At 37.2% G+C, this 21077-nt stretch carries 19 protein-coding genes and 1 other annotated feature; of the genes, 14 read left to right on the forward strand and 5 right to left on the reverse strand.

From position 1 onward, the window contains the following. Window positions 1–18: 18 nt before the first annotated feature. The 8 genes from ACE38V_RS01905 to ACE38V_RS01940 all read left to right on the forward strand — a co-directional run bounded on the left by ACE38V_RS01905 (window position 19) and on the right by ACE38V_RS01940 (window position 9330). Entirely contained in the window at window positions 19–1656 is a 1638-nt protein-coding gene (locus ACE38V_RS01905; protein ID WP_375839442.1) for an AMP-binding protein, read from the forward strand. Between the two features lie 17 nt (window positions 1657–1673). Further along, the gene (locus ACE38V_RS01910; protein WP_375839443.1) at window positions 1674–3026 is read left to right on the forward strand and encodes an acetyl-CoA carboxylase biotin carboxylase subunit; all 1353 of its coding nucleotides are present in this window, start codon (window positions 1674–1676) and stop codon (window positions 3024–3026) included. 24 nt (window positions 3027–3050) lie between these two features. Further along, window positions 3051–3263, forward strand: a complete 213-nt coding sequence (locus tag ACE38V_RS01915) for an acetyl-CoA carboxylase biotin carboxyl carrier protein subunit (RefSeq protein WP_375839444.1) — start codon at window positions 3051–3053, stop codon at window positions 3261–3263. Window positions 3264–3275: 12 nt separating this feature from the next. Then, a complete protein-coding gene (locus ACE38V_RS01920; protein ID WP_375839445.1) occupies window positions 3276–4193 on the forward strand; it encodes a hydroxymethylglutaryl-CoA lyase in 918 nt (305 codons plus the stop codon). Beyond that, window positions 4190–4984 carry an enoyl-CoA hydratase gene (locus tag ACE38V_RS01925; RefSeq protein ID WP_375839446.1) on the forward strand — a complete coding sequence of 265 codons (795 nt, stop codon included), beginning with the start codon at window positions 4190–4192 and terminating at the stop codon, window positions 4982–4984. The genes ACE38V_RS01920 and ACE38V_RS01925 overlap by 4 nt, the downstream gene beginning before the upstream one ends. 22 nt (window positions 4985–5006) lie before the next feature. Next, window positions 5007–6536 (forward strand): acyl-CoA carboxylase subunit beta, encoded by a 1530-nt coding sequence (locus tag ACE38V_RS01930; RefSeq protein ID WP_375839447.1) that lies wholly within the window; start codon window positions 5007–5009, stop codon window positions 6534–6536. A gap of 378 nt (window positions 6537–6914) precedes the next feature. Continuing rightward, on the forward strand, window positions 6915–8102 hold the full coding sequence (locus ACE38V_RS01935) for a CaiB/BaiF CoA transferase family protein (RefSeq protein ID WP_375839657.1): 1188 nt from the start codon (window positions 6915–6917) through the stop codon (window positions 8100–8102). Window positions 8103–8115: 13 nt separating this feature from the next. Next, the gene (locus tag ACE38V_RS01940) at window positions 8116–9330 is read left to right on the forward strand and encodes an acyl-CoA dehydrogenase family protein (RefSeq protein ID WP_375839448.1); all 1215 of its coding nucleotides are present in this window, start codon (window positions 8116–8118) and stop codon (window positions 9328–9330) included. A gap of 231 nt (window positions 9331–9561) precedes the next feature. Here the strand turns inward: ACE38V_RS01940 and ACE38V_RS01945 are convergent, their stop codons facing one another. Continuing rightward, window positions 9562–9735, reverse strand: coding sequence for a YjfB family protein (locus ACE38V_RS01945; protein ID WP_375839449.1), 174 nt, complete (start codon window positions 9733–9735; stop codon window positions 9562–9564). Window positions 9736–9937: 202 nt separating this feature from the next. Here ACE38V_RS01945 and ACE38V_RS01950 point away from each other — a divergent pair, with 202 nt between their 5' ends. From ACE38V_RS01950 to ACE38V_RS01960, 3 genes are all read left to right on the forward strand, one after another. Further along, the gene (locus ACE38V_RS01950) at window positions 9938–10474 is read left to right on the forward strand and encodes a DinB family protein (RefSeq protein ID WP_375839450.1); all 537 of its coding nucleotides are present in this window, start codon (window positions 9938–9940) and stop codon (window positions 10472–10474) included. Window positions 10475–10644: 170 nt separating this feature from the next. Next, window positions 10645–11457 carry a VOC family protein gene (locus ACE38V_RS01955; protein ID WP_375839451.1) on the forward strand — a complete coding sequence of 271 codons (813 nt, stop codon included), beginning with the start codon at window positions 10645–10647 and terminating at the stop codon, window positions 11455–11457. Between the two features lie 190 nt (window positions 11458–11647). Beyond that, window positions 11648–12391 carry an SDR family NAD(P)-dependent oxidoreductase gene (locus tag ACE38V_RS01960; RefSeq protein WP_375839452.1) on the forward strand — a complete coding sequence of 248 codons (744 nt, stop codon included), beginning with the start codon at window positions 11648–11650 and terminating at the stop codon, window positions 12389–12391. A 229-nt stretch (window positions 12392–12620) separates the two neighbouring features. Here the strand turns inward: ACE38V_RS01960 and ACE38V_RS01965 are convergent, their stop codons facing one another. Both ACE38V_RS01965 and ACE38V_RS01970 read right to left on the reverse strand, forming a co-directional pair. Continuing rightward, a complete protein-coding gene (locus tag ACE38V_RS01965; protein ID WP_375839453.1) occupies window positions 12621–13286 on the reverse strand; it encodes a DUF2642 domain-containing protein in 666 nt (221 codons plus the stop codon). Between the two features lie 20 nt (window positions 13287–13306). Beyond that, window positions 13307–14665 carry an arsenic transporter gene (locus tag ACE38V_RS01970; RefSeq protein ID WP_375839454.1) on the reverse strand — a complete coding sequence of 453 codons (1359 nt, stop codon included), beginning with the start codon at window positions 14663–14665 and terminating at the stop codon, window positions 13307–13309. Window positions 14666–15081: 416 nt separating this feature from the next. Here ACE38V_RS01970 and ACE38V_RS01975 point away from each other — a divergent pair, with 416 nt between their 5' ends. The 3 genes from ACE38V_RS01975 to ACE38V_RS01985 all read left to right on the forward strand — a co-directional run bounded on the left by ACE38V_RS01975 (window position 15082) and on the right by ACE38V_RS01985 (window position 20031). After that, entirely contained in the window at window positions 15082–17199 is a 2118-nt protein-coding gene (locus tag ACE38V_RS01975; RefSeq protein ID WP_375839455.1) for a peptidoglycan D,D-transpeptidase FtsI family protein, read from the forward strand. Window positions 17200–17520: 321 nt separating this feature from the next. After that, window positions 17521–17743, forward strand: a binding site (T-box leader). Between the two features lie 39 nt (window positions 17744–17782). Further along, window positions 17783–19471 carry an arginine--tRNA ligase gene (gene argS, locus ACE38V_RS01980; protein ID WP_375839456.1) on the forward strand — a complete coding sequence of 563 codons (1689 nt, stop codon included), beginning with the start codon at window positions 17783–17785 and terminating at the stop codon, window positions 19469–19471. Window positions 19472–19704: 233 nt separating this feature from the next. Continuing rightward, complete coding sequence (locus ACE38V_RS01985; RefSeq protein WP_375839457.1) at window positions 19705–20031, forward strand: hypothetical protein; 327 nt, start codon at window positions 19705–19707, stop codon at window positions 20029–20031. Between the two features lie 172 nt (window positions 20032–20203). Here the strand turns inward: ACE38V_RS01985 and psiE are convergent, their stop codons facing one another. After that, window positions 20204–20611, reverse strand: a complete 408-nt coding sequence (gene psiE, locus ACE38V_RS01990; RefSeq protein WP_375839458.1) for a phosphate-starvation-inducible protein PsiE — start codon at window positions 20609–20611, stop codon at window positions 20204–20206. Between the two features lie 182 nt (window positions 20612–20793). After that, entirely contained in the window at window positions 20794–20946 is a 153-nt protein-coding gene (locus ACE38V_RS01995; protein WP_375839459.1) for a hypothetical protein, read from the reverse strand. Window positions 20947–21077 lie beyond the last annotated feature (131 nt).

Below are 21077 nucleotides of genomic sequence, written 5' to 3' on the forward strand. Positions count from 1 at the left end.
TATGAAGGAGGAATTTGGATGAGTGAATTCATTAGTAAAACTGTCGCTGAGTTATTGGCTGATAGAGCACAAGAATTTCCCAATCATGAAGCTTTAGTATATCCGGATCGCGGTCTTAGATTAACCTATCGCGAATTTCATGCTCAGTGTGAAAAAGTCGCAAAAGGATTAATAGCTCTGGGAATCCAAAAAGGGGAAAATGTTGCAGCGTGGTCAACCAATGTCCCGGAATGGGTTAGTTTGCAATTTGGAACGGGAAAAATGGGGGCAGTGCTAGTGACTGTTAATACCAATTATCGTTCCACGGAACTAGAGTATCTCCTTAAACAATCTGATTGTACAACCCTATTCCTCATTGAGGAATATCGTGATAATTCATATATTCAAACTCTTTATGAACTTTGTCCGGAATTGGAAACATCAAAGCCAGGTCAACTGGAGTCTAAACGCCTTCCTTTGCTGAAAAACGTCATTATCCTTGGTGAAAAGAAATATAATGGCGCCTATAATTGGTCAGATATTCTCGAAATGGCAGAGCAGGTTTCAGATGAAGCATTAAGAGAGCGTGAGGATACATTGCAGCCAGAGGATGTCATCAATATGCAATACACTTCAGGTACTACAGGTTTTCCGAAGGGTGTAATGCTTACTCACAGCAATTTAACGAATAATGGTTATAATATCGCAAGGTGTATGAACTTAAAGCAAGAAGATCGTCTTTGTATTCCTGTCCCATTTTTTCATTGCTTTGGGTGTGTGATTGGAACGCTTGCAGCTGTCAGTGTTGGGGCAACAATGGTTCCAGTTGAAGAATTTGATCCGGAAAAGGTGCTTTGGACGGTAGAGCAAGAAAAGTGCACCGCTCTTCATGGGGTACCAACCATGTTCATAGCTGAATTAAACCATCCGAATTTTGAAAATTATGATTTATCCTCTCTTAGAACTGGGGTTATGGCCGGATCAAATTGTCCCATTGAGGTGATGAAAAATGTTATCAATAAAATGAATATGACGGAAATCACAATTTGCTATGGACAGACAGAATCCTCTCCTGTCATTACACAAACACGGACAGATGATCCGATGGAATTGCGGGTGGAAACAGTTGGCCGTGCATTGCCGAATGTTGAGGTAAGAATTGTTCAACCCGGAACAACAAACGAGCTGCCATTCAATGAGCAAGGGGAGCTCTGTACTAGGGGTTATCATGTGATGGAGGGATATTATAAAAATCCTGAAGCGACTCGCGAAGCAATTGATGAAGATGGTTGGTTACATACAGGCGATCTTGCTGTCATGGATAAGAATGGCTATTGCCGAATAACTGGCCGTTTGAAGGATATGATTATCCGCGGTGGAGAAAATATTTATCCACGTGAAATTGAAGAGTTCCTTTACACTCATCCTAAAATACTTGATGCACAGATTGTTGGTGTCCCTGATGGAAAATATGGGGAAGAGGTCATGGCTTGGATTATTTTGAAGGAAGAGGAAAGTGCAACAGAAGATGAAATAAAAGAATACTGTAAGGGGAAAATTTCACGCTTTAAAATCCCCAAATTTGTTTTCTTTACAGATTCATATCCGATGACAGCTTCAGGAAAAATTCAAAAGTATAAGCTGAAAGAGCAATCTATTAATCTATTAGCTCGATAAAGGGAAGGTGTGATTACTTGTTCTCTAAAATTTTGATTGCAAACCGCGGTGAAATTGCTCGAAGGGTTATCCGTACCTGTAATAGACTTGGAATCCAGACTGTTGCCATATTTTCTGAAGCAGATGCAGATTCATTGTATGTAAAGGAAGCAAATGAGGCTTATTGCATTGGTAAGCCTCCTGTCAATCAAAGTTACTTAAATATTGAGGAAATCCTTCTGACTGCTAAGCGTAGTGGAGCCGAAGCCATTCACCCTGGTTATGGGCTTTTATCAGAAAATGCAGATTTTGCAAGAAGATGCGAAAAAGAAGGAATCGTTTTTATCGGGCCAAATCCAGAAATCATTGCATCCATGGGAAGTAAGATTGAGGCGCGGAAAACTATGAAGGAAGCAGGAGTACCAATTATTGAAGGAATTGATGCCTCGATTGAAACAGAGGAAGAGGCACTTGTTGCGGCTCAGGAGATTGGATATCCTTTGATGCTAAAGGCTTCCGCTGGAGGTGGAGGAATTGGGATGCAGTTAGTTACATCAGATGAGGAGCTCATTAAGGCCTTTTCCGGCAATAAAAAACGGGCTGAATCTTTTTTTGGGGATGGGGCGATGTTTATCGAAAAGTATATCGAAGAACCTCATCATATCGAAGTACAAATCATTGCTGATACGCATGGGAATATTGTGCCTTTGTGGGAAAGAGAGTGCTCTATTCAGCGTAGAAATCAAAAGGTGGTGGAGGAAGCACCTTCTCCTTATGTAAATGAATCGACACGAAATGCTTTGCTTGATGCAGCAGTACGGGCTGCGAAGCATATCGGTTATACCAATGCGGGAACGATTGAATTTTTAGTGGATCGAGAACAAAATTTCTATTTTCTCGAGATGAATACACGTTTGCAGGTGGAACACCCTGTTACAGAAGAAATTACAGGTTTAGATTTAGTCGAGGAACAGATCAAAGTAGCTTCAAAAGAGGCGCTAACATTCACAAGGGAGGAGGTTTGTAGAAAGGGGCATGCTGTTGAAGTGAGGATTTATGCAGAGGATCCGATCACTTTTTTCCCTTCACCTGGAAAAATCAGCGGACTAAAGCTTCCAATAGGAGAAGGAATTCGTAATGAATGTGGGGTTGAAAAAGGATCACAGGTGACCCCGTTTTATGATCCGATGATTGCAAAATTAATTGCTTGGGGAAAAAACAGGGAAGATGCATGTAAACGTTTAGAGGCAGCCCTTTTAAACTATGAAATTACAGGAATTAAAACCAATGTTCCTATGCTTTTAAGAGTTGTAAGTCATGAGCAATTTTTATTAGGAAATACAACGACTCAATTTGTGAATCAGTATTATCTACCAAGCTTTTCTAATTAAAGAATTAATGGAGGGAGAATGGAGATGACAAAAATTGAAGCTGGTATGGCAGGTAGTGTTTGGAAGGTGTTAGTGAAGGAAGGTGATAAGGTGGCAGCCGGACAAGATGTCATTATTTTAGAATCAATGAAGATGGAGATTCCAGTAAGCACTGAATCGGATGGAACGATCGTGAAGCTCCATGTTCAAGAAGGAGATTTTGTAAACGATAACGATATCATTGCCGAGTTAGAGTGAGGTGGAGATTGTTTGAGACTTCCAAAAAAAGTAGTGATTAAAGAAGTTGGTCCCCGGGATGGTTTACAAAATGAAAAGCAGATGCTCAGTACAGAGGAGAAAATCCTTTGGATAAATTCCCTTTCTGAAACTGGGCTTTCTTATATTGAGGTAAGCTCCTTTGTTCATCCAAAATGGATTCCTCAGCTCAGTGATGCCACAGAAGTATTTAAAGGAATAAAAAAGAGGCAAGGTGTTACCTATTCCGCACTTGTGCCAAATATAAGAGGACTAGATAGAGCCCTTGAAGTTGATGTAGATGAGATCAGTGTTTTTATGTCAGCAAGTGAAGGACATAATCTTGCCAATATAAATAAGTCGATAGCAGAAACTTATCCGATTCTTGCGGAAGTAGTAAAAGAAGCTAAAATGGCAGAAAAAACGGTAAGAGGATATGTTTCAACCGTTATTGCTTGTCCGATTGAGGGGCCGGTAGCTCCATCTCAAGTAAAGGAAGTCGCGAACAGACTCTTTTCGATGGGAATTGATGAGCTTTCATTAGGAGATACGATTGGGGTGGGAGTTCCAACTCAGGTAGAAAGATTGTTAGAAGAACTTTTACCTCTATATGATTCTAGTAAGCTCGCATTACATTTTCATGATACACGGGGTACTGCAATTTCTAATATTGTGAAAGCAATGGAAATGGGAATAACAATTTTTGATAGTGCGCTTGGAGGTTTAGGCGGATGTCCTTATGCATTGGGGGCATCCGGAAATGTCGCGACCGACGATTTATTATATTTGCTCCATGAAATGGGAATCGAGACGGGAGTAGATTTAACTCAAATATTAAAATCTGCGCAACTTCTGGAAAGAATTCTTGGGAAGAGTCTGAATAGCCGGCAAATGGACATTATTCGAAAAAAGGGGAAGGAGCGAATTTCATGAACGAAATGCTGAAAAAATATGTGTTTCTTGAAAAAAGTACTGACGGTATAGCTATGATCACAATAAATCGTCCGGAAGCAGCGAATGCTTTATCAAGAAAGCTGCTAGAGGAATTAAATATTTGTTTCAATCAATTGAAAAATGACTCCGGTGTAAGAGTGATTATCATAACAGGTGCTGGGGATAAAGCCTTTTGTGCTGGTGCTGATTTAAAGGAACGTAAAGGTATGAATGATTATGAGGTTAAACAAAATGTTCGTCTGATAAGCTCGACCGTGAGTGAATTAGAGGCTATCCCCCAACCCGTCATTGCAGCTTTGAATGGTGTGGCCTTTGGCGGTGGATTGGAGCTTGCCCTTGCCTGTGACATAAGAATTGGCGCCTTAGAGGCTCAGGTGGGTTTAACTGAAACCTCTCTGGCTATAATTCCAGGAGCGGGTGGAACGCAGCGGCTTCCACGTCTAATTGGTCGTGGAAAAGCAAAAGAGTTAATTTATACAGCGCGAAGACTAAGTGCAAAAGAAGCAGAATCCATTGGGATATTAGAATATGTTGTTCCGCAAACTCAATTATTAGAAAAAGCATTAGAACTTGCTTGTGCGATGGCAAAAAATGCGCCACTTGCTCTTATTCAAGCAAAGGCTGCCATCAATAAAGGAGTAGAGGTTGATCTAGCTACTGGGCTTAAGATTGAGGAGCTTGCGTATAACGCTTTAATTCCGACAAAAGATAGAATGGAAGGCTTAAATGCTTTTGCAGAAAAACGCCCTCCTCAATATAAAGGTCAATAAACGAGAGGAGAGGATGAGACGAATGGGAATGAAGACAAACGAACATGCTAAAAGAGATATGATTAAAAAAGGCGGTCAAGAGAAATATCATATAAAAAATCAGGAACAAGGAAAGCTGTTTGTGCGTGAACGGTTAAATTTACTTTTTGATCAAGGACTGCAAGTAGAAGATGGAATGTTTGCCAATGTATTAGCGGGTGAACTTCCTGCTGACGGAGTTGTTACAGGTATCGGAAAGATACATGGACGTACTGTTTGTGTAATGGCAAATGATTCAACCGTTAAGGCCGGATCCTGGGGAAAATTTACAGTTGAGAAAATTATTCGTATTCAGGAAACGGCTGAAAAGCTTCGTTGTCCGATGCTCTATTTAGTTGACTCGGCAGGAGCGCGTATAACGGACCAACTGGAAATGTTTCCGGGTCGAAGAGGCGCAGGGAGAATATTTTATAATCAAGTAAAATTATCGGGTAGTGTTCCGCAAATTTGTCTATTATTTGGTCCATCTGCAGCAGGAGGTGCTTATATCCCGGCATTTTGTGACATTGTAGTCATGGTAGAGGGAAACGCCTCCATGTATTTAGGATCTCCAAGGATGGCGGAAATGGTTATCGGTGAAAAAGTGACACTTGAGCAAATGGGTGGAACCAAGATGCACTGTTCCATTTCCGGATGTGGAGACGTACTGGCGAAAACTGAAGAAGAAGCGATAGAATATGCACGTCATTATTTAACGTACTTTCCAGATAATTTTTCTGAGAGACCAGCAAGGATGGAAGCAATGGCTCCGGGAATCTTTGAAAAGTCGATAGAAGAGTTAATTCCGAAAAATCAAAATGCCCCATTTGATATGTATCAGCTTATTGAAAGAATAATTGATGAAGGTTCTATATGTGAAATCAAAAAATTATTTGCAGCAGAGCTTATTACTTGTCTTGCGAGGATTAATGGACAACCGATTGGGATTATTGCCAATCAGCCAAGGGTAAAAGGTGGCGTACTCTTTCATGACAGTGCAGATAAGGCAGCAAAGTTTATAAATCTATGTGACGCCTTTCATATCCCACTATTATTCCTTGCTGATGTACCAGGTTTTATGATTGGCACGAACGTGGAAAAAGCGGGGATTATTCGTCATGGCGCTAAGATGATTTCTGCCATCAGTGAAGCCACAGTCCCTAAATTGACCGTTATCGTTCGAAAAGCATACGGGGCAGGTTTATATGCCATGGCAGGCCCAGCCTTTGAACCAGATTGTTGCCTTGCCCTTCCATCAGCAGCCATTGCAGTGATGGGCCCAGAGGCAGCCGTTAATGCCGTTTATGCGAATAAAATTGCTGCCCTTCCGGAAGAGGAACGTGCCGCTTTCATCGCTGAAAAGCGAGATGAATATCGGGAGGATATAGATATTTATCGCTTGGCGTCAGAATTAATTATTGATGAAATTGTGGAACCAAATCATCTCCGTGATGAGCTTTCAGCGCGATTGGACTTATATATGTCGAAGTACTTTGTTTTTTCAGAGCGTAAGCATGGGGTTCATCCGGTTTAAAAAAATATGTTAATTTCTAAAAGAATCTTCATTTTTTCCAATGCATTAACATTGATTATGGAGATCATAAACATGAATTTCGATTTTAGTTTTCTTTAAAAAAATGACGGAAAATCCTTTTTTTTGATAAAAAAGATTGCTAAATTCAGAAAATTTAGTATAATAAAAATTAGGTTCTTACCCTATCTGCCAAACAGCAGAAGGAAAGAAAGACCGTGAGGAAAAGTTTTAATTTTGTACTATAAAAATGACTGTTAAGATTCATCTCTCATTCTTTGCCGGGTGATGCATATGAATCATAAAAGCCAGTTCTTAACACATTTAAAATTGTGTGAGGACTGGCTTTTTTTGCTTTTATTTAGTGAATGGGGGGATATGATGGCTGGTGCTTTAGAAGGAATTAAAGTCTTAGATTTAACTCGCGTCCTTGCTGGGCCACATTGCACCATGATATTAGGAGATCTCGGAGCGGATGTGATTAAAGTAGAGGCACCTGGCGGAAGTGACGAGACACGAGAGTGGGGACCACCGTTTCAAAATGGAGTAAGCGCCTATTATTTATGTGCAAATCGCAATAAAAGAAGTATAACAGTGAATTTGAAGACAGAAAAGGGAAGGGAAATTATCCGTTCACTTGTAAAGGAAGCGGATGTCCTGATTCATAATTTTAAAACAGGCACGATGGAAAAGTGGATACTCGATTATGAAGATTTACAGAAGGTAAATTCTCGTTTAGTATTTTGCTCCATAACAGGTTTTGGAGAAACAGGGCCAATGCGTCAATTACCGGGATATGATTTTATCATTCAAGGAATGAGCGGGTTAATGAGTATTACGGGATCAGAGGAAAGCGGTTCGTTAAAAATTGGGGTTGCCATGATTGATATTCTTACAGGGTTACATGCGGCTCTTTCCATACAAGCAGCTTTATTGGAACGGGAAAAATCCGGTCAAGGACAAAAAATTGACTTATCCCTTCTAGACGTTGGGGTTGCTTCATTAGCTAACGTTGCAAGCAATTATTTAATATCGGGAAAGGTCCCCAAAAAGCTTGGAAATGATCATCCCAATATTGTGCCATATTCTACATTTAGGACAGTGGACGGATGGATGATTATTGCGGTTGGTAACGATAGGCAATTTACTAATTTATGTGAATTGTTACATTGTCATGATTTGGCCTTTCATGAGAAATTTCATACGAATGCTTGTAGGCTGGAAAATCGGCAAGAGCTGACCGAAATATTAAATTCAAGATTGGAGACACAGTCTATGGATTATTGGATTGATTTGTTTTCAAAACATAATATCCCATGTGGTCCCATCAATACGATGGATAGAGTCTTTAGTCACCCACAAGTGTCAGCAAGAGAAATGGTAGTGGAAATGAATCACCCACTTGCAGGAAATATCAAATTGGCAGGTTCCCCGTTTAAGCTATCACGAACAAAGGTAGAAATGAAAAGACACCCACCTTTAGCTGGGGAGCATACGGACGAGGTTTTACAGGAAATTGGCTTTTCAGTAGAGGAATTGGATCAATTAAAAAATAATCATATCATTTAGGGAGGAAGAAAATATGAATTTCGAATTCACAGAAGAGCAGGTTATGCTACGAAAGATGGTTAGAAGCTTTGTTGATAAGGAAATTATGCCAAATATTAGAGAATGGGATGAAAAAGGGCAATTTCATTCAGACATTTTAAAACGGTTGGCTGAATTAAATTTAATGGGGGTTTGTATTCCAGAAAAATACGGTGGTTCAGGAATGGATTATAATTCATTAGCAATTGTCTGTGAGGAATTAGAAAGAGGGGACACAGCATTTCGTACTGCCGTTTCTGTTCATACGGGATTAAACAGCCTAACCCTTTTACAATTTGGGACAGAGGAACAAAAGCAGAAATACTTAGTTCCTCAAGCAAAAGGGGAAAAAATCGGGGCATTTGGGTTAACAGAACCGGGCGCTGGCTCTGATGTAGCTTCCATTGGAACAACTGCTGTATTGGATGGCGATGAATATATCCTTAATGGTTCAAAAACATGGATTTCTTTATGTGACTATGCAGATCACTTCCTTGTCTTTGCTTATACGGATAAAGACAAAAAACATCATGGAATTTCAGCTTTTATTGTAGAAAGGACTATGCCAGGTTTTTCCTCTCGTGCGATAAAAGGTAAGTTGGGAATTCGTGCAGGAAATACAGGTGAATTATTTTTCGATCAAGTCAGGGTTCCAAAAGAGAACTTACTTGGGAATGAGGGGGATGGATTTAAAATTGCTATGGCAGCCCTTGATAATGGCCGATTCACGGTTGCAGCAGGAGCTGTAGGATTGATTATGGCGAGTTTGGAAGCTAGCGTTAAATATTGCCATGAGCGAAAAACCTTTGGAAAAGAAATTGGCAAGCATCAGCTTGTTCAACAAATGATCGCCCAGATGGAAGCTGGTTTGCAATCTAGTCGATTACTAGTTTATCGTGCAGGTGAATTAAAGAATCAAGGAAAACGGAATACTCGTGAGACTTCATTAGCCAAATGGGTTGCCTGTGATTTTGCGAATAAGGCTGCTGATGATGCGGTTCAGGTTCATGGCGCCTATGGATATTCAAGTGAGTATCCGGTTGAACGCTATTTGCGTAATTCAAAGGCACCAGTCATTTATGAAGGTACTCGTGAAATCCATACGATTATGCAAGCCGAATATGTACTTGGCTATCGTGAAGATAAACCTCTGAATAAACCTTTGCCATCTTGGCTTTCTGCATGTGATAAAGAAACGGTGAATCATTAATAGAAAAGGAAGTGAGTCTATTTCGAAGGCTTACTTCCTTTTTTATCATGACGAAGAGGTTGACTCGATTATGTGTGAGCTACAAGGAATGCTACAAGCCGGTCAAGAGTGTAGTAGAAAATCTTGCTTCATGGTTAAAACTCCAATTAATTATTTACAATTATATATAATGAAGTTCTTTCTTTTCGTAAAGAAAATGCATCCTAATTATATAGAATGCATTTTTGCTTCCTAAGCCTTTAAATCGATGGAATGTCCTAACGTTGGGTGTGGGGCCTCAATCATTTTGATCATTTGGTCACTATTTTGTTGAGCGGTGTTCATGATATTTTTCATTAATGCAAGGCTAACATCCTGACCAAGTGAGGCTTGACTCATTCCGATTGACAGAGCTGCAATGTCCAATTTTTCACCCCCTTTTTCTTGTTATCGGAAAGTTATTGAGAAAATGAATAAGTTGATTTTCTTTTTAAAGGGAATATGGTACATTTAACAAAAAATACATATTTATTGGAATAAAGAGGAGGAAAAATAGAGTTCCTATTTTTTTGACTCCTAGTTTCATATAAAATACAAAACAATTAAAGGCTAAAAGGAGCGATGATGGATGCGAAGTCGACCAGAGGTTCATGAATATGCCCCTTATTACTCTCCCTATTTAAAGTTAGTTCCTAATGGAGATATTATTGATATTTTAAGTAAGCAATTAGAGGGAATTCATGAGCTACTATCAGGTATAAGTGAAGAACAGGCATTATTTAAATATGGCCCTGATAAATGGACTATAAAAGAGGTTTTAGGTCATTTGATGGACACAGAGCGCATTATGGCTTATCGACTTCTTTGCATTGCTAGAGGAGATCAAACCTCATTATCTGGATACAACGAGGAGAATTATGTACAAAATGCACATTTTAATCAGCATTCCCTTCGTGATTTACTTGGGGATTTATCAGTTGTAAGAAAGTCCACAATCCGTTTGCTTGACGTTCTTGAGACTGATGATTGGCTAAAAGCAGGAACTGCCAATCATTATCCAGTGACTGTCCGCGCTATTGCCTATATTATTGCTGGACATGAAAAGCATCATCTGAACATTTTAAAAGAACGTTATCTAGATTCAGAACAATTTCCATCAAAATAAACATGCCATTTTGAAAAGATTCTTATCAAAAAATAATATTATGACTCTTCAATTAATAATCATAAATTAAAGAAGGATTTCATCAAATGACTACAATACTATTAGTGATTATTTATTTGGCATTTATCAGCTTAGGGTTACCTGATTTGCTTTAAGGAGGGGAGTTGTTCATGAATCTCTGTTTGGATCACATTGTCCATTATGTGAAAGAACCTGAGCTTGCACAAAAGTCTTTTTCTGAAAGAGGATTCACAACAGTTAAAGGCGGGAGACATCTAAATTGGGGAACCTATAATAGCCTTTGCTATTTTTCGAATGGCTGTTATATTGAGTGGATTGGTTTAGATCATCAAGAAGTTGCCAAAAAATCAGATAATCTCTTCATACAGCAAGTATATGAGGATTCACGAATCGGGGAGGGATTCTCACAACTAGCCTTTCGAACAGAAGATATTCAAGGACTTGCAGCTAGACTGAAAGAAAAGGGTTTCGAGGTGATTGGGCCGGTTCCTGGGTGTAGGCGAAGAGAGGATGGTTCTCTCTTGGAATGGTCTATGCTATTTATTGCGCAAAACCGAGATGAGTGCAGATTGCCGTTTTTTATTCAATGGGGAGAACCGGAACAAGAAAGGCAAAAGCAATTTCAGCTATTAACGAAGCATAAAGCTGGGAATGCCATTATTGATGCTATTTATTTTTCTGTAAATGATAGCAACAAATGTGCAAATCAATGGCTATCCTTATTTGATCGAACAGAAATAGACTCCTTTGTATTAGAAAAATGGAATGTCACTGGGAAAAGAATTCATGTAGGGGGAATAGAAGTCGGCTTTTGTGAACCTAAAGATGATGGTTTTGTATGGAAAGAGCATATCCGCAGGGGGGAAAGGCCGTTTGTCATGCAAATTTCGAATCAAAGTATGAAAGGAGTGCATCATCTATTTGGTGCTGCGTATCAATTTCAAAAAAATGAAAAGGGATAAAAGATATTAAGCTAGTTAAGAAATCACTTAACTAGCTTTTTTTATTAACAATCGATAAGTAATGATACCTGATTCTTATATAATTAGTAGATTTATTGATTCTATCTTTTCAACAGTATATAATATGAATACGCTTACAAATGTAAAAATATTTATTTTTTGTAAGAGATAGGGAGGGGATGAATGCAATATGACAAATTTATACGAAAAAGTTGTGATTGTCACTGGTGGGGTATCTGGTATTGGTTTTGCTACAGTTAAAGCGTTTTTAGAAAAAGGAGCAAAGGTAGTTATAGCAGATTATAATGTAGAAGGCGGGATTTCAGCTGAAAAGAAGTTAAAAGAATCAGGGGCAGATGTTATCTTTGTTGAAGTTAATGTGGCTGAAGAAAAATCAGTTGCAAATCTTGTGTCGAAAACTGTAGAACAATACGGCAGAGTGGATATTATGGTGAACAATGCTGGTGTTGGAGCTATTAGCAAGACCCACGATTTATCCTTAGAAGACTACAATCGGGTGATTTCCATTAATCAAAATGGAGTTTTCTTTGGATCAAAATATGCTATTCGTGAAATGCTTAAAACAGGTGGAGGCTCTATTGTTAATACAGCTTCAATATTGGGACATGTTGGAGAGGCAGGAGCTTTTGCCTATAATGCAAGTAAAGGGGCTGTGAATATTTTGACTAAATCTTTAGCCCTTGAATATGCAACAAAAAATATACGTGTGAATGCCGTTTGCCCAGGTTATGTTGAATCAGGAATGGTAAACAAGGAAGTGCTAGGTGATTTCTATGATGGGTTAGTTGCAAGGCATCCAGTGGGGAGACTTGGCAGACCGGATGAAATTGCCCATGCCATTATTTTCTTATGTGAAAATGATTTTGTTACTGGTAGTTCGTTATTAATTGATGGTGGGTATACTGCTCAATAGATTAAGGCTTCTTTAAGAAAAAGAAGCCAGTAATCAGATGGGTTTAAAAGATTGGTCATAAAGGGCAATATTTTCTGATTGATGCATATCATTATATGGGTGTCTCTTACTTGAAGAGATGAATAAATGAACATGGGATTTATTAGGGGCAATGATTTTTTGCTCTTTTTTTGTTTAGAAGCATACCTATACCTCCTAAATGAATGGTTTGATGGACGGAATGGACAGGCTAGACTAGATGAACCGATTTAATATGGGCAAGATTCCAATATACAACTTCCCCATTCTCTAGGGTTAATTCAACGAGATGATCCTTTATATCATTGAGCATTCCACTTTTTTGTGGATTATTTCCCCCATCAATCAAAATAACATGGCCAATTTTTCGTTTCAATTGTTCCTCTATAGAATCTGCTTGTATGGCAGTAAGATCCAAGCCTTTGATTTTTTCATTACTTAACGTGAATGGTGACTGATTTTTGGAATGGGGTATGAGCCACTTTAAATGTTCAATGGAAATAAACATGAATTTATAAATTGGTGAATAAAAAGTGAAATAATCTTGAGAAATATTCAAAATATAACCGAAGTAAGAAGTTTTGCCTGTAACAAAAATTTCAGTAAAAGTTCCTTTCGCGTTCGTTAATACGTGATCAAGAGAAAGGAGTTCAGTATGGCTGAGAAAAGTGGACTCACTTGGTTGATTTACCTGTTCTTCATCATTCGTATTTAACTGTATGAGGTGGATACTGTTAAATGGGAGATAAAGATAATCATCCCCGTTAAAAATAACCATAACATCACTACCTATATCAGTGAGAATGCCATTAAATGAATCCTTGCCTGATATTTGAACGAAAATTTGCTTTCCAATATAATTTTTTACCTTACTCATCATAGTGCCTCCTTATAAACTTACATAAATACATTTTGTATCCAAAAGTATAATAGAAAGATTGTGACAACTGTTGAGATTGGGATAACGATCAATGAAACGCTTAGATAATCCTTCCATCTAATTTTCATTTTGTGCTGTTTAAGGATATACATCCAAATAAGAGAGGCAAGTGTTCCAATCGGCAACAATAACGAACCAATATCACTTCCAATAATATTTGCGAGATAAATAGTTTTTAAGGTTATTGGATCGAAGCCCATTTCGGTTAAGGTGAATGTCCCAATCATTAGAGCAGGATGGTTGTTAAATATATTGGAGAGAATCGATACGAGTCCTCCCATGACAAAACTCGCGGAAAATAATCCTTGGCCAACCAGTGGTTCACAAATATTGACTAAGATACTAGTAAGTCCAATATTGTGAAGCCCGTAGATTATGACATACATGGAAAAGGCAAAGATGAGAATGTGCCAGGGTGTTTTTTTCAAAATGTCTACAGGGTTTGTTCGGAGATGGTACCAACGAAAGAATAGAAGTACTAGCGACCCGATTACTGCAACAATTGAAATTGGAATGGAAAGGAAAGAAGCGACAAATAATAGGCATCTCATTATAAAAATAAACAGTAAAATCTTAAGCATAAATTTTGTGCGCTTTTTCTTAGTCTCGCTTTCATTATGGCCTGTTTTTAATGGATGAAAATTTTTTACAAAAAAACTTTCCTCTATATCATAAATGGGAGGGGAGAGCTCCTTAGGCAACTTTCTTTTTAAGACGATAAACATGAGCCCTGACATAAATAGCAATCCTAATGTGGCGGGTACAAACATCATAGCTGTTTGCATATAAAGGGTCATATGGATTATTTTTAAAGCAATAAGATTGACGATATTACTTACGCCAATCGGAGTACTCGAGGCTGTGGCAATGAGCGCTCCGCTTAACAAATAGGGAATTTGCTGATGTGGTTTTAAACGGAGATTTTTCAAAAGTAATATAAGAATCGGTGTTGTAATTAGGATGCTTCCATCATTGTTAAATAAAAGCGTCATTAAAAAACAGAGCAATTGGATATACCAATATAGCCGGTATCCGGATCCTTTAGCAAAGTTGGCGAGCTTGGCAGCAGACCAATGAAAGAATCCAAAGCTTTCCAAAATAACTGCCATCACAATGGTGGATATAATCGTAATTGATGCTCCGCCTATTTTATCGACAATATCCACGATGTTTTCTTGCGAGACAACGCCTATTAGTAAAATAACGATTGCTCCAATTGCAGCTGGATAAGCTTCATTCACCCCCCTTGGCCTCCAAAATATGACAAGCATGGTTACTGCAAAAACGAAGAGGGTGATTCCTACTTGAAATGTCATTCAACCTTCTCCTTTCTTTAAAAACGGGACAAGGTCTATTGACCATACATGTCCGTTTGCTTATATTTATATTCGGCTATAAAAAGAAGGAGCTAGATGATTGTCTAAATTTGTCTAATATGTATGTTTGTCTGATAGAGATATTTGTACTCCTGAGATAAAATGTAATGAGAAACGAGAAAACAAATGATTCATATGAAAGTGGAATTTCTTTTCGTTAGAAGTTATGATGGTATTTAAGAGGTTTAGATATTTTGAATAAGGGAGATAGGAAGGAATAGCTTCTTAACTTTGAAAATATATGGGAATACGAAAAGTGTGAAGCAAGATCCTATATTTCCTTGTATAATATTATTATTCAGAGATCAATTTCATAGAAAATGATAATCCCTAATTTGGGAGTTTAGTAGAAGGGAATGTATCAATTGGGGAAAAAGAAGAAAAAAAAGACATCACTTCCATTGCGCTTGAATATCCTTTTTTTGGCGGTATTTGTCCTTTTCTCAATGCTGATTATTCGATTAGGAATCGTGCAAATTGTTTATGGAAAAGATTATAAACGGGAAATCGACCAAAAAGAGGTTGTTCCTATTAATTTATCGATGCCACGTGGAAAAATTTATGACACAAATGGAAAACTAATCACTGGAAATAAAACATTAAAGGCCATTACTTATACACGTTCAAGTACAGTAACGCAAGATGAAATGCTAGACGTTGCCAAGAAATTAGCGACTATAATTAAAAAAGATACAAAGGATGATTTTAAAGCCATCACCGAACGCGATCGTCAGGATTTTTGGATTATTAAACATCCAGATGAAGCAAAGAAAAAAATTACATCAAAAGATGAAGCAAAATTAAAGAAGAAAGAATTGGATCAAGACGAATACAATAAAGAAATTTATGATTTAACGAGAAAAAGAATTACGGAACAAGAATTAAATTCCTTTTCAAAGAAGGATCTTGAGGTTCTAGCAATATACCGTGAAATGTCAAGCGGCAGAGCGCTATCACCGCAAATTATAAAGAATAAAAATGTAACGGATGAGGAATTTGCCCGTGTCAGCGAAAATCTAGATATCTTGCCTGGAGTCGATGCCACGACTGACTGGGAGCGATACAATGCTTATAAGGATAAGGAAGGAAATGAAACCTTAAGCTCTATTTTAGGGAAGGTTACCAGCACGAAAGAGGGATTGCCTCAAGATATGCTTGATTATTTTGAAGCAAGGGGCTACAGTCGAAATGACCGTGTAGGAAAAAGCTATCTTGAGTGGCAGTACGAAGATGTCCTACAAGGTCAAAAAGAAATTGTAAAAAATGTTTCCGATAAATCAGGCAATGTCATCGATACAAAAGTATATCGTAAAGGAAAAAGCGGAAATGACTTAGTCTTATCTGTCGATATTGATTTACAGCAGAAGGTAGAAAAGATAATTGAAGATAAATTAGGAAGCGCCCGAATGGGTCAGCCGTATATGGATCGCGCCCTTGTAACGGTCTTAAATCCAAAAACGGGAGAAGTCCTTGCCATGGCAGGCAAGCAGTATATGAAGGATGAAGAGACCAATAAGACTGTTGCTGCTGATTTTGCTTTAGGAAATATGATTACTTCCTACTCAATGGGTTCAGCAGTGAAAGCGGCCACGGTCTTAACTGGTTATAATACAGGAGCGATTACTCCTGGAGAATATCAATATGACCAACCGTTGAAATTTAAGGGTACTCAAGTAAAGAAATCTTGGAATACCGTTGGTTTTGGTTCAATTAATGATTTATATGCCTTAAAACGTTCCTCAAACGTTTATATGTTCTTAACAGCTATGAAAATTGGTGGTCAACAAACTTATGTTCCGAATGGTCCTTTAACTATTAATAAAGTGGCTGCAATTAATAAACTAAGAAATAATTTTGCTCAATTTGGATTAGGCGTAAAGACAGGGATTGATTTGCCTGGGGAGCAATCTGGTTATGGTCAAGGGCAAATCCCGGAAGATGCTGGTAAGGTACTAGACTTTGGGATTGGCCAGTATGACACATATACTCCATTGCAGCTTGCCCAATATATTTCAACGGTTGCCAACGGAGGTTATCGCATTCAGCCTCATATTGCCAAAGAAATTCGCGAATCCAATAACTCATCCGATAAACTAGGTTCAATCGTTCAGGAGATCAAACCAAAGGTATTGAACCGTGTAGATATGAAGGATGAATGGATTAAACATGTACAGGAAGGATTGAGATTGGTTGTAAATGATCCTCAAGGTACAGGTTATGCAACGATTAAGAATAAGCAATATAAAATTGCAGGGAAAACAGGAACGGCCCAGGCATTATATGATGGCCCATTAGGTGGACATCCAATGCTATGGAATGTGACATTTGCAGGCTACGCCCCATATGATGATCCTGAAATTGCCCTCTCAGTTGTTATTCCATGGTCCACGACCGATCAAACACACGTCAACTTGGAAATTGCTGATGAAGTGTTTAAAGCGTATTTTGATTTGAAAGAAAAACGTGCAAAATAAACGACTGATTTTAGTAGACTTATGAAAAGAAGTGCTTGTTTTTAGCACTTCTTTTTAAACTTTAAGCGTATAAATTGGCACCATTGATGAAGATTGACTTAGTGGCCAATTTTTGGAATTAGTGAAACGATGTCTCTGTAAAAGAGGAAGAAGTCGTGAATCCATGTGAAAACAGTCATGATGGAAAAAGATTTACTATATACACCAACTCGGATTAAATAGATGTTTTTATTATATAAACATACCAATTATTCTAAAAAATATTTCAAAAAGTTCTTGATTTTTTTTTCTGAATGATTATAATAATCTCCAATACTAAAAAAAAAATCTATGATAAAGAGAGTAGTTATTTTGTGAAGGGAAGCGAGTCAGGGATGGTGGGAGCCTGATACGGAGCAAATAATGAACCGCACTTTAGAGATGCTTTCCTGAAATGAGTAGGGGTAAGCCGGGGAAATACCTCGTTAACAAAAAGAAGTGGTTTTTATTGTTTAAAAACAAATGGAGTGGTACCACGGGAAATCATCAAACTCTCGTCTCTTTTATTATAAAAGAGGCGGGAGTTTTTTTATTGGAGGGAAAAATGATGTATAAGGAGCACTTAGTTGAGGTATTATCAGAATTTTTAAATGGTGTATTAGAAAAAGACAAATTAAGTGAAATGATTGAAAAACCGAAATATGAAAATTTGGGGGATTTGGCTTTTCCTTGTTTTGAATTGGCAAAGGTTTATCGGAAATCTCCACAAATTATTGCAACTGAAATAGCTGAAGGCATTAAATCTTCTCAGTTTGAAAAGGTGGAAGCCGTAAGTGGATATGTAAATGTTTTTCTTAACAAAAAAGAAGTATCCTCACAGGTTATGAAACAAATCATTTCTGAAAAAGAGCATTATGGTGATGTAAACATTGGTCATGGAGGGGCTGTAACGATTGATTTATCATCCCCAAATATTGCAAAACCCTTTTCCATGGGACATTTGCGCTCAACTGTTATTGGGAATGCTCTTGCATTAATTACCGAAAAATGTGGATATCAGCCCATTAAAATCAACCATCTAGGCGATTGGGGTACACAATTTGGGAAATTGATTGTTGCTTATAAATTATGGGGAGACGAAGAACAGGTTAGAAAGAATCCAATCAATGAGCTCTTAAAGTTGTATATTCAATTTCACGAAGAGGCTGAAAAGGATCCTTCATTAGATGATCATGGGCGTGAATGGTTTAAGAAGCTAGAGGATGGAGATGAAGAAGCCATTTCATTATGGAAGTGGTTTAGAGAGGAATCCATAAAGGAATTTTCAAGATTATATGAACTATTAGGAATCACTTTTGATTCGTATAATGGAGAAGCTTTTTATAATGATAAAATGGAACGGGTTGTCGAGCTTTTGGAGGAGAAAAAATTATTGCTTCAATCTGAAGGAGCAGAGATCGTTTCTCTAGAAGAAAAGGATTTACCACCTTGCTTAATTAAGAAAAGTGATGGTACTACCCTTTACGCGACCCGTGACTTAGCGGCTGCAATTTATCGGCAGGAAACTTATCACTTCGTTAAATCTTTATATGTAGTGGGAAATGAACAGTCCTTTCATTTTAAGCAATTTTTCTCTGTATTAGAAAAGATGGGGTATGACTGGCATAAAGGTCTTATTCATATACCTTTTGGAATGATGCTAATGGATGGTAAGAAGATGTCAACGCGGAAAGGGAAGGTTGTTTTCTTAGAGGAAGTCGTGCAAGAAGCAATCAAGCTTGCGATGAATGATATTATGGAAAAAAATCCGAATCTTGAATCCAAGGAAGAAGTGGCCCGTCAAGTAGGAACAGGAGCTGTCATTTTCCATGATTTGAAGCATTATCGGATGAATGATATTGAATTTTCTTTAAAAGATATGTTGCGCTTTGAAGGAGATACAGGTCCTTATGTTCAATACACACATGCACGTATTTCATCATTACTAAAAAAAGGAATTTATGAGGAAAGTAACGAAGAAATTCATTTGGATGATTTAGAAGCTTGGCCAATTATTACGTTATTAATGTCATTTCCTGATATCCTTAAGCGATCATTGGATGGGTATGATCCGTCTCAAATTGCTAAATATGTGATTGACTTGGCGAAGGCATTTAATAAATATTATGCTACTGTAAGAATTCTCGATGATGAAGCTTTAAAACATGCAAGACTGTCGCTAGCATTTTCAGTGAAAATAGTGTTAAAGGAAGGGCTTCGTCTGTTGGGACTTGAAGCACCGGAAAAAATGTAAAATAAGAGAGACCAGCATTCAACCAAAGCTTTTGTAATGCTGGCCTCTTTTTTATAAACAAAAAAATGATCATAAAAACTTATTATTAGTGTCAATCCAAATTAATTTGTCCTCCCGGTTCTTCATTTTTTTAAATAAAGGAAATTTCGTGCCTTTTTATACATTCTTCAGTATCTTGCTTCATTTTTTTTCATAAAGTAACAGTACCGAGATTTTTTTTGAGGAGGAGTATTATGTATTACGCTCGTCTTGTACAATTTAAATTAGGAACTGGAAAGCGACAGATTGCGGAAAAAATATGTAAGGAATATGATTCATTTAATCGGAATTTAACTGGATTTAGAGGAAATGTTTATTTCTTTGATGATTTAAATGGTGAATACCATACATTAAATTATTGGGATACAAAACAAGATGCTGAAAACGCACATGAAATTTTATTTCCTAAATTCACGGCCAAACTTGAAAAGTATACAGATGAGAAAATAGTCTATAGAATCTTTGAAGTGTTTGATACATCAGAAAATAGTGGTTTTTTCCAATCTCATTTGAAGTTATAAAGGGATGTAACAATAGGGCATAGAAAGATTTTACCTCATTTTTTGTAGTTAGAATAGCAAGAAAAATGAATTAAAAGATTTTGAAATTGTTAAGAAAAGAAGCGAATAGAGGAAAAAAGGAAGAGGAAATCTGAGAAGTGTATTTACTATTAAATAAGAAAAGAATCATCATTCATTTTTTTATTTTTTCCTGGAGAAAGCTAATGATAAAATAGCTAATCACTAAAACTAAAATACTTACGGTATAAATAAATGTTTGTTTTGCATCCTCATGGTTGACAACAACTAAACGGACCATTGCTGTAATTCCGATGTATATAAAGTATCGAAGTGGAAAATGATAATGTTCTTGAAAATATTTAACGGCAACTGCAATGAATTCAAAGTAAAGAAAAAATACTAAAATCCCTTCAAGTAATTCAAAATGTGCTTCCTTCCCAGTTTCGAAAAAAGCAAGATGGAAAAGATTAATGATTTCCTTGCAAAGCAGAGCTGCTAATATAATGCTTAAGACCACTAACGCTACATTCAATCCCCATTGAAGGATTTGAGCAATGGCTATATTTGTATATTTTTTCATGTTTCACCTCCTCTACTGTTTATTTTAAGATATTTGGCATCAGGATTCTAGTTTGAAGTTTTATTATTTATCATTAATTCTGATGAATTTGTTTGATACAAAATAAAGGCTGTTCTGATAGCTATTTAATAAAAAAACTTATTTAGATTAAAAAAAAAAAACGCCACAAATGGCGTTGAACATTATGATGGATGATTTATTTCTTCATTATTGTCATTCAAAATATTTTTTACATCTTCTACCATTTTATTGAAGGCTTGATCCACTCGATTTAGAATATCTTCTTGTTCAGATTGAGTGGACTGATGATTTTCATTTTCATTTTTATCGTCCATTTCTACACCTCCCATTTTAGCATGTGTAGAAAAGGAAATTTTTATAAGGAAAGAAGTTATGATTTTAAGAAAAAAATAATCTTTAACGATTTTTTAAGAATGGTTCCAGTGAATCATCAACAGCTTTTTAT

Source organism: Cytobacillus sp. Hz8, from assembly GCF_042263505.1.
Lineage (GTDB): Bacteria > Bacillota > Bacilli > Bacillales > Cytobacillaceae > Bacillus_BE.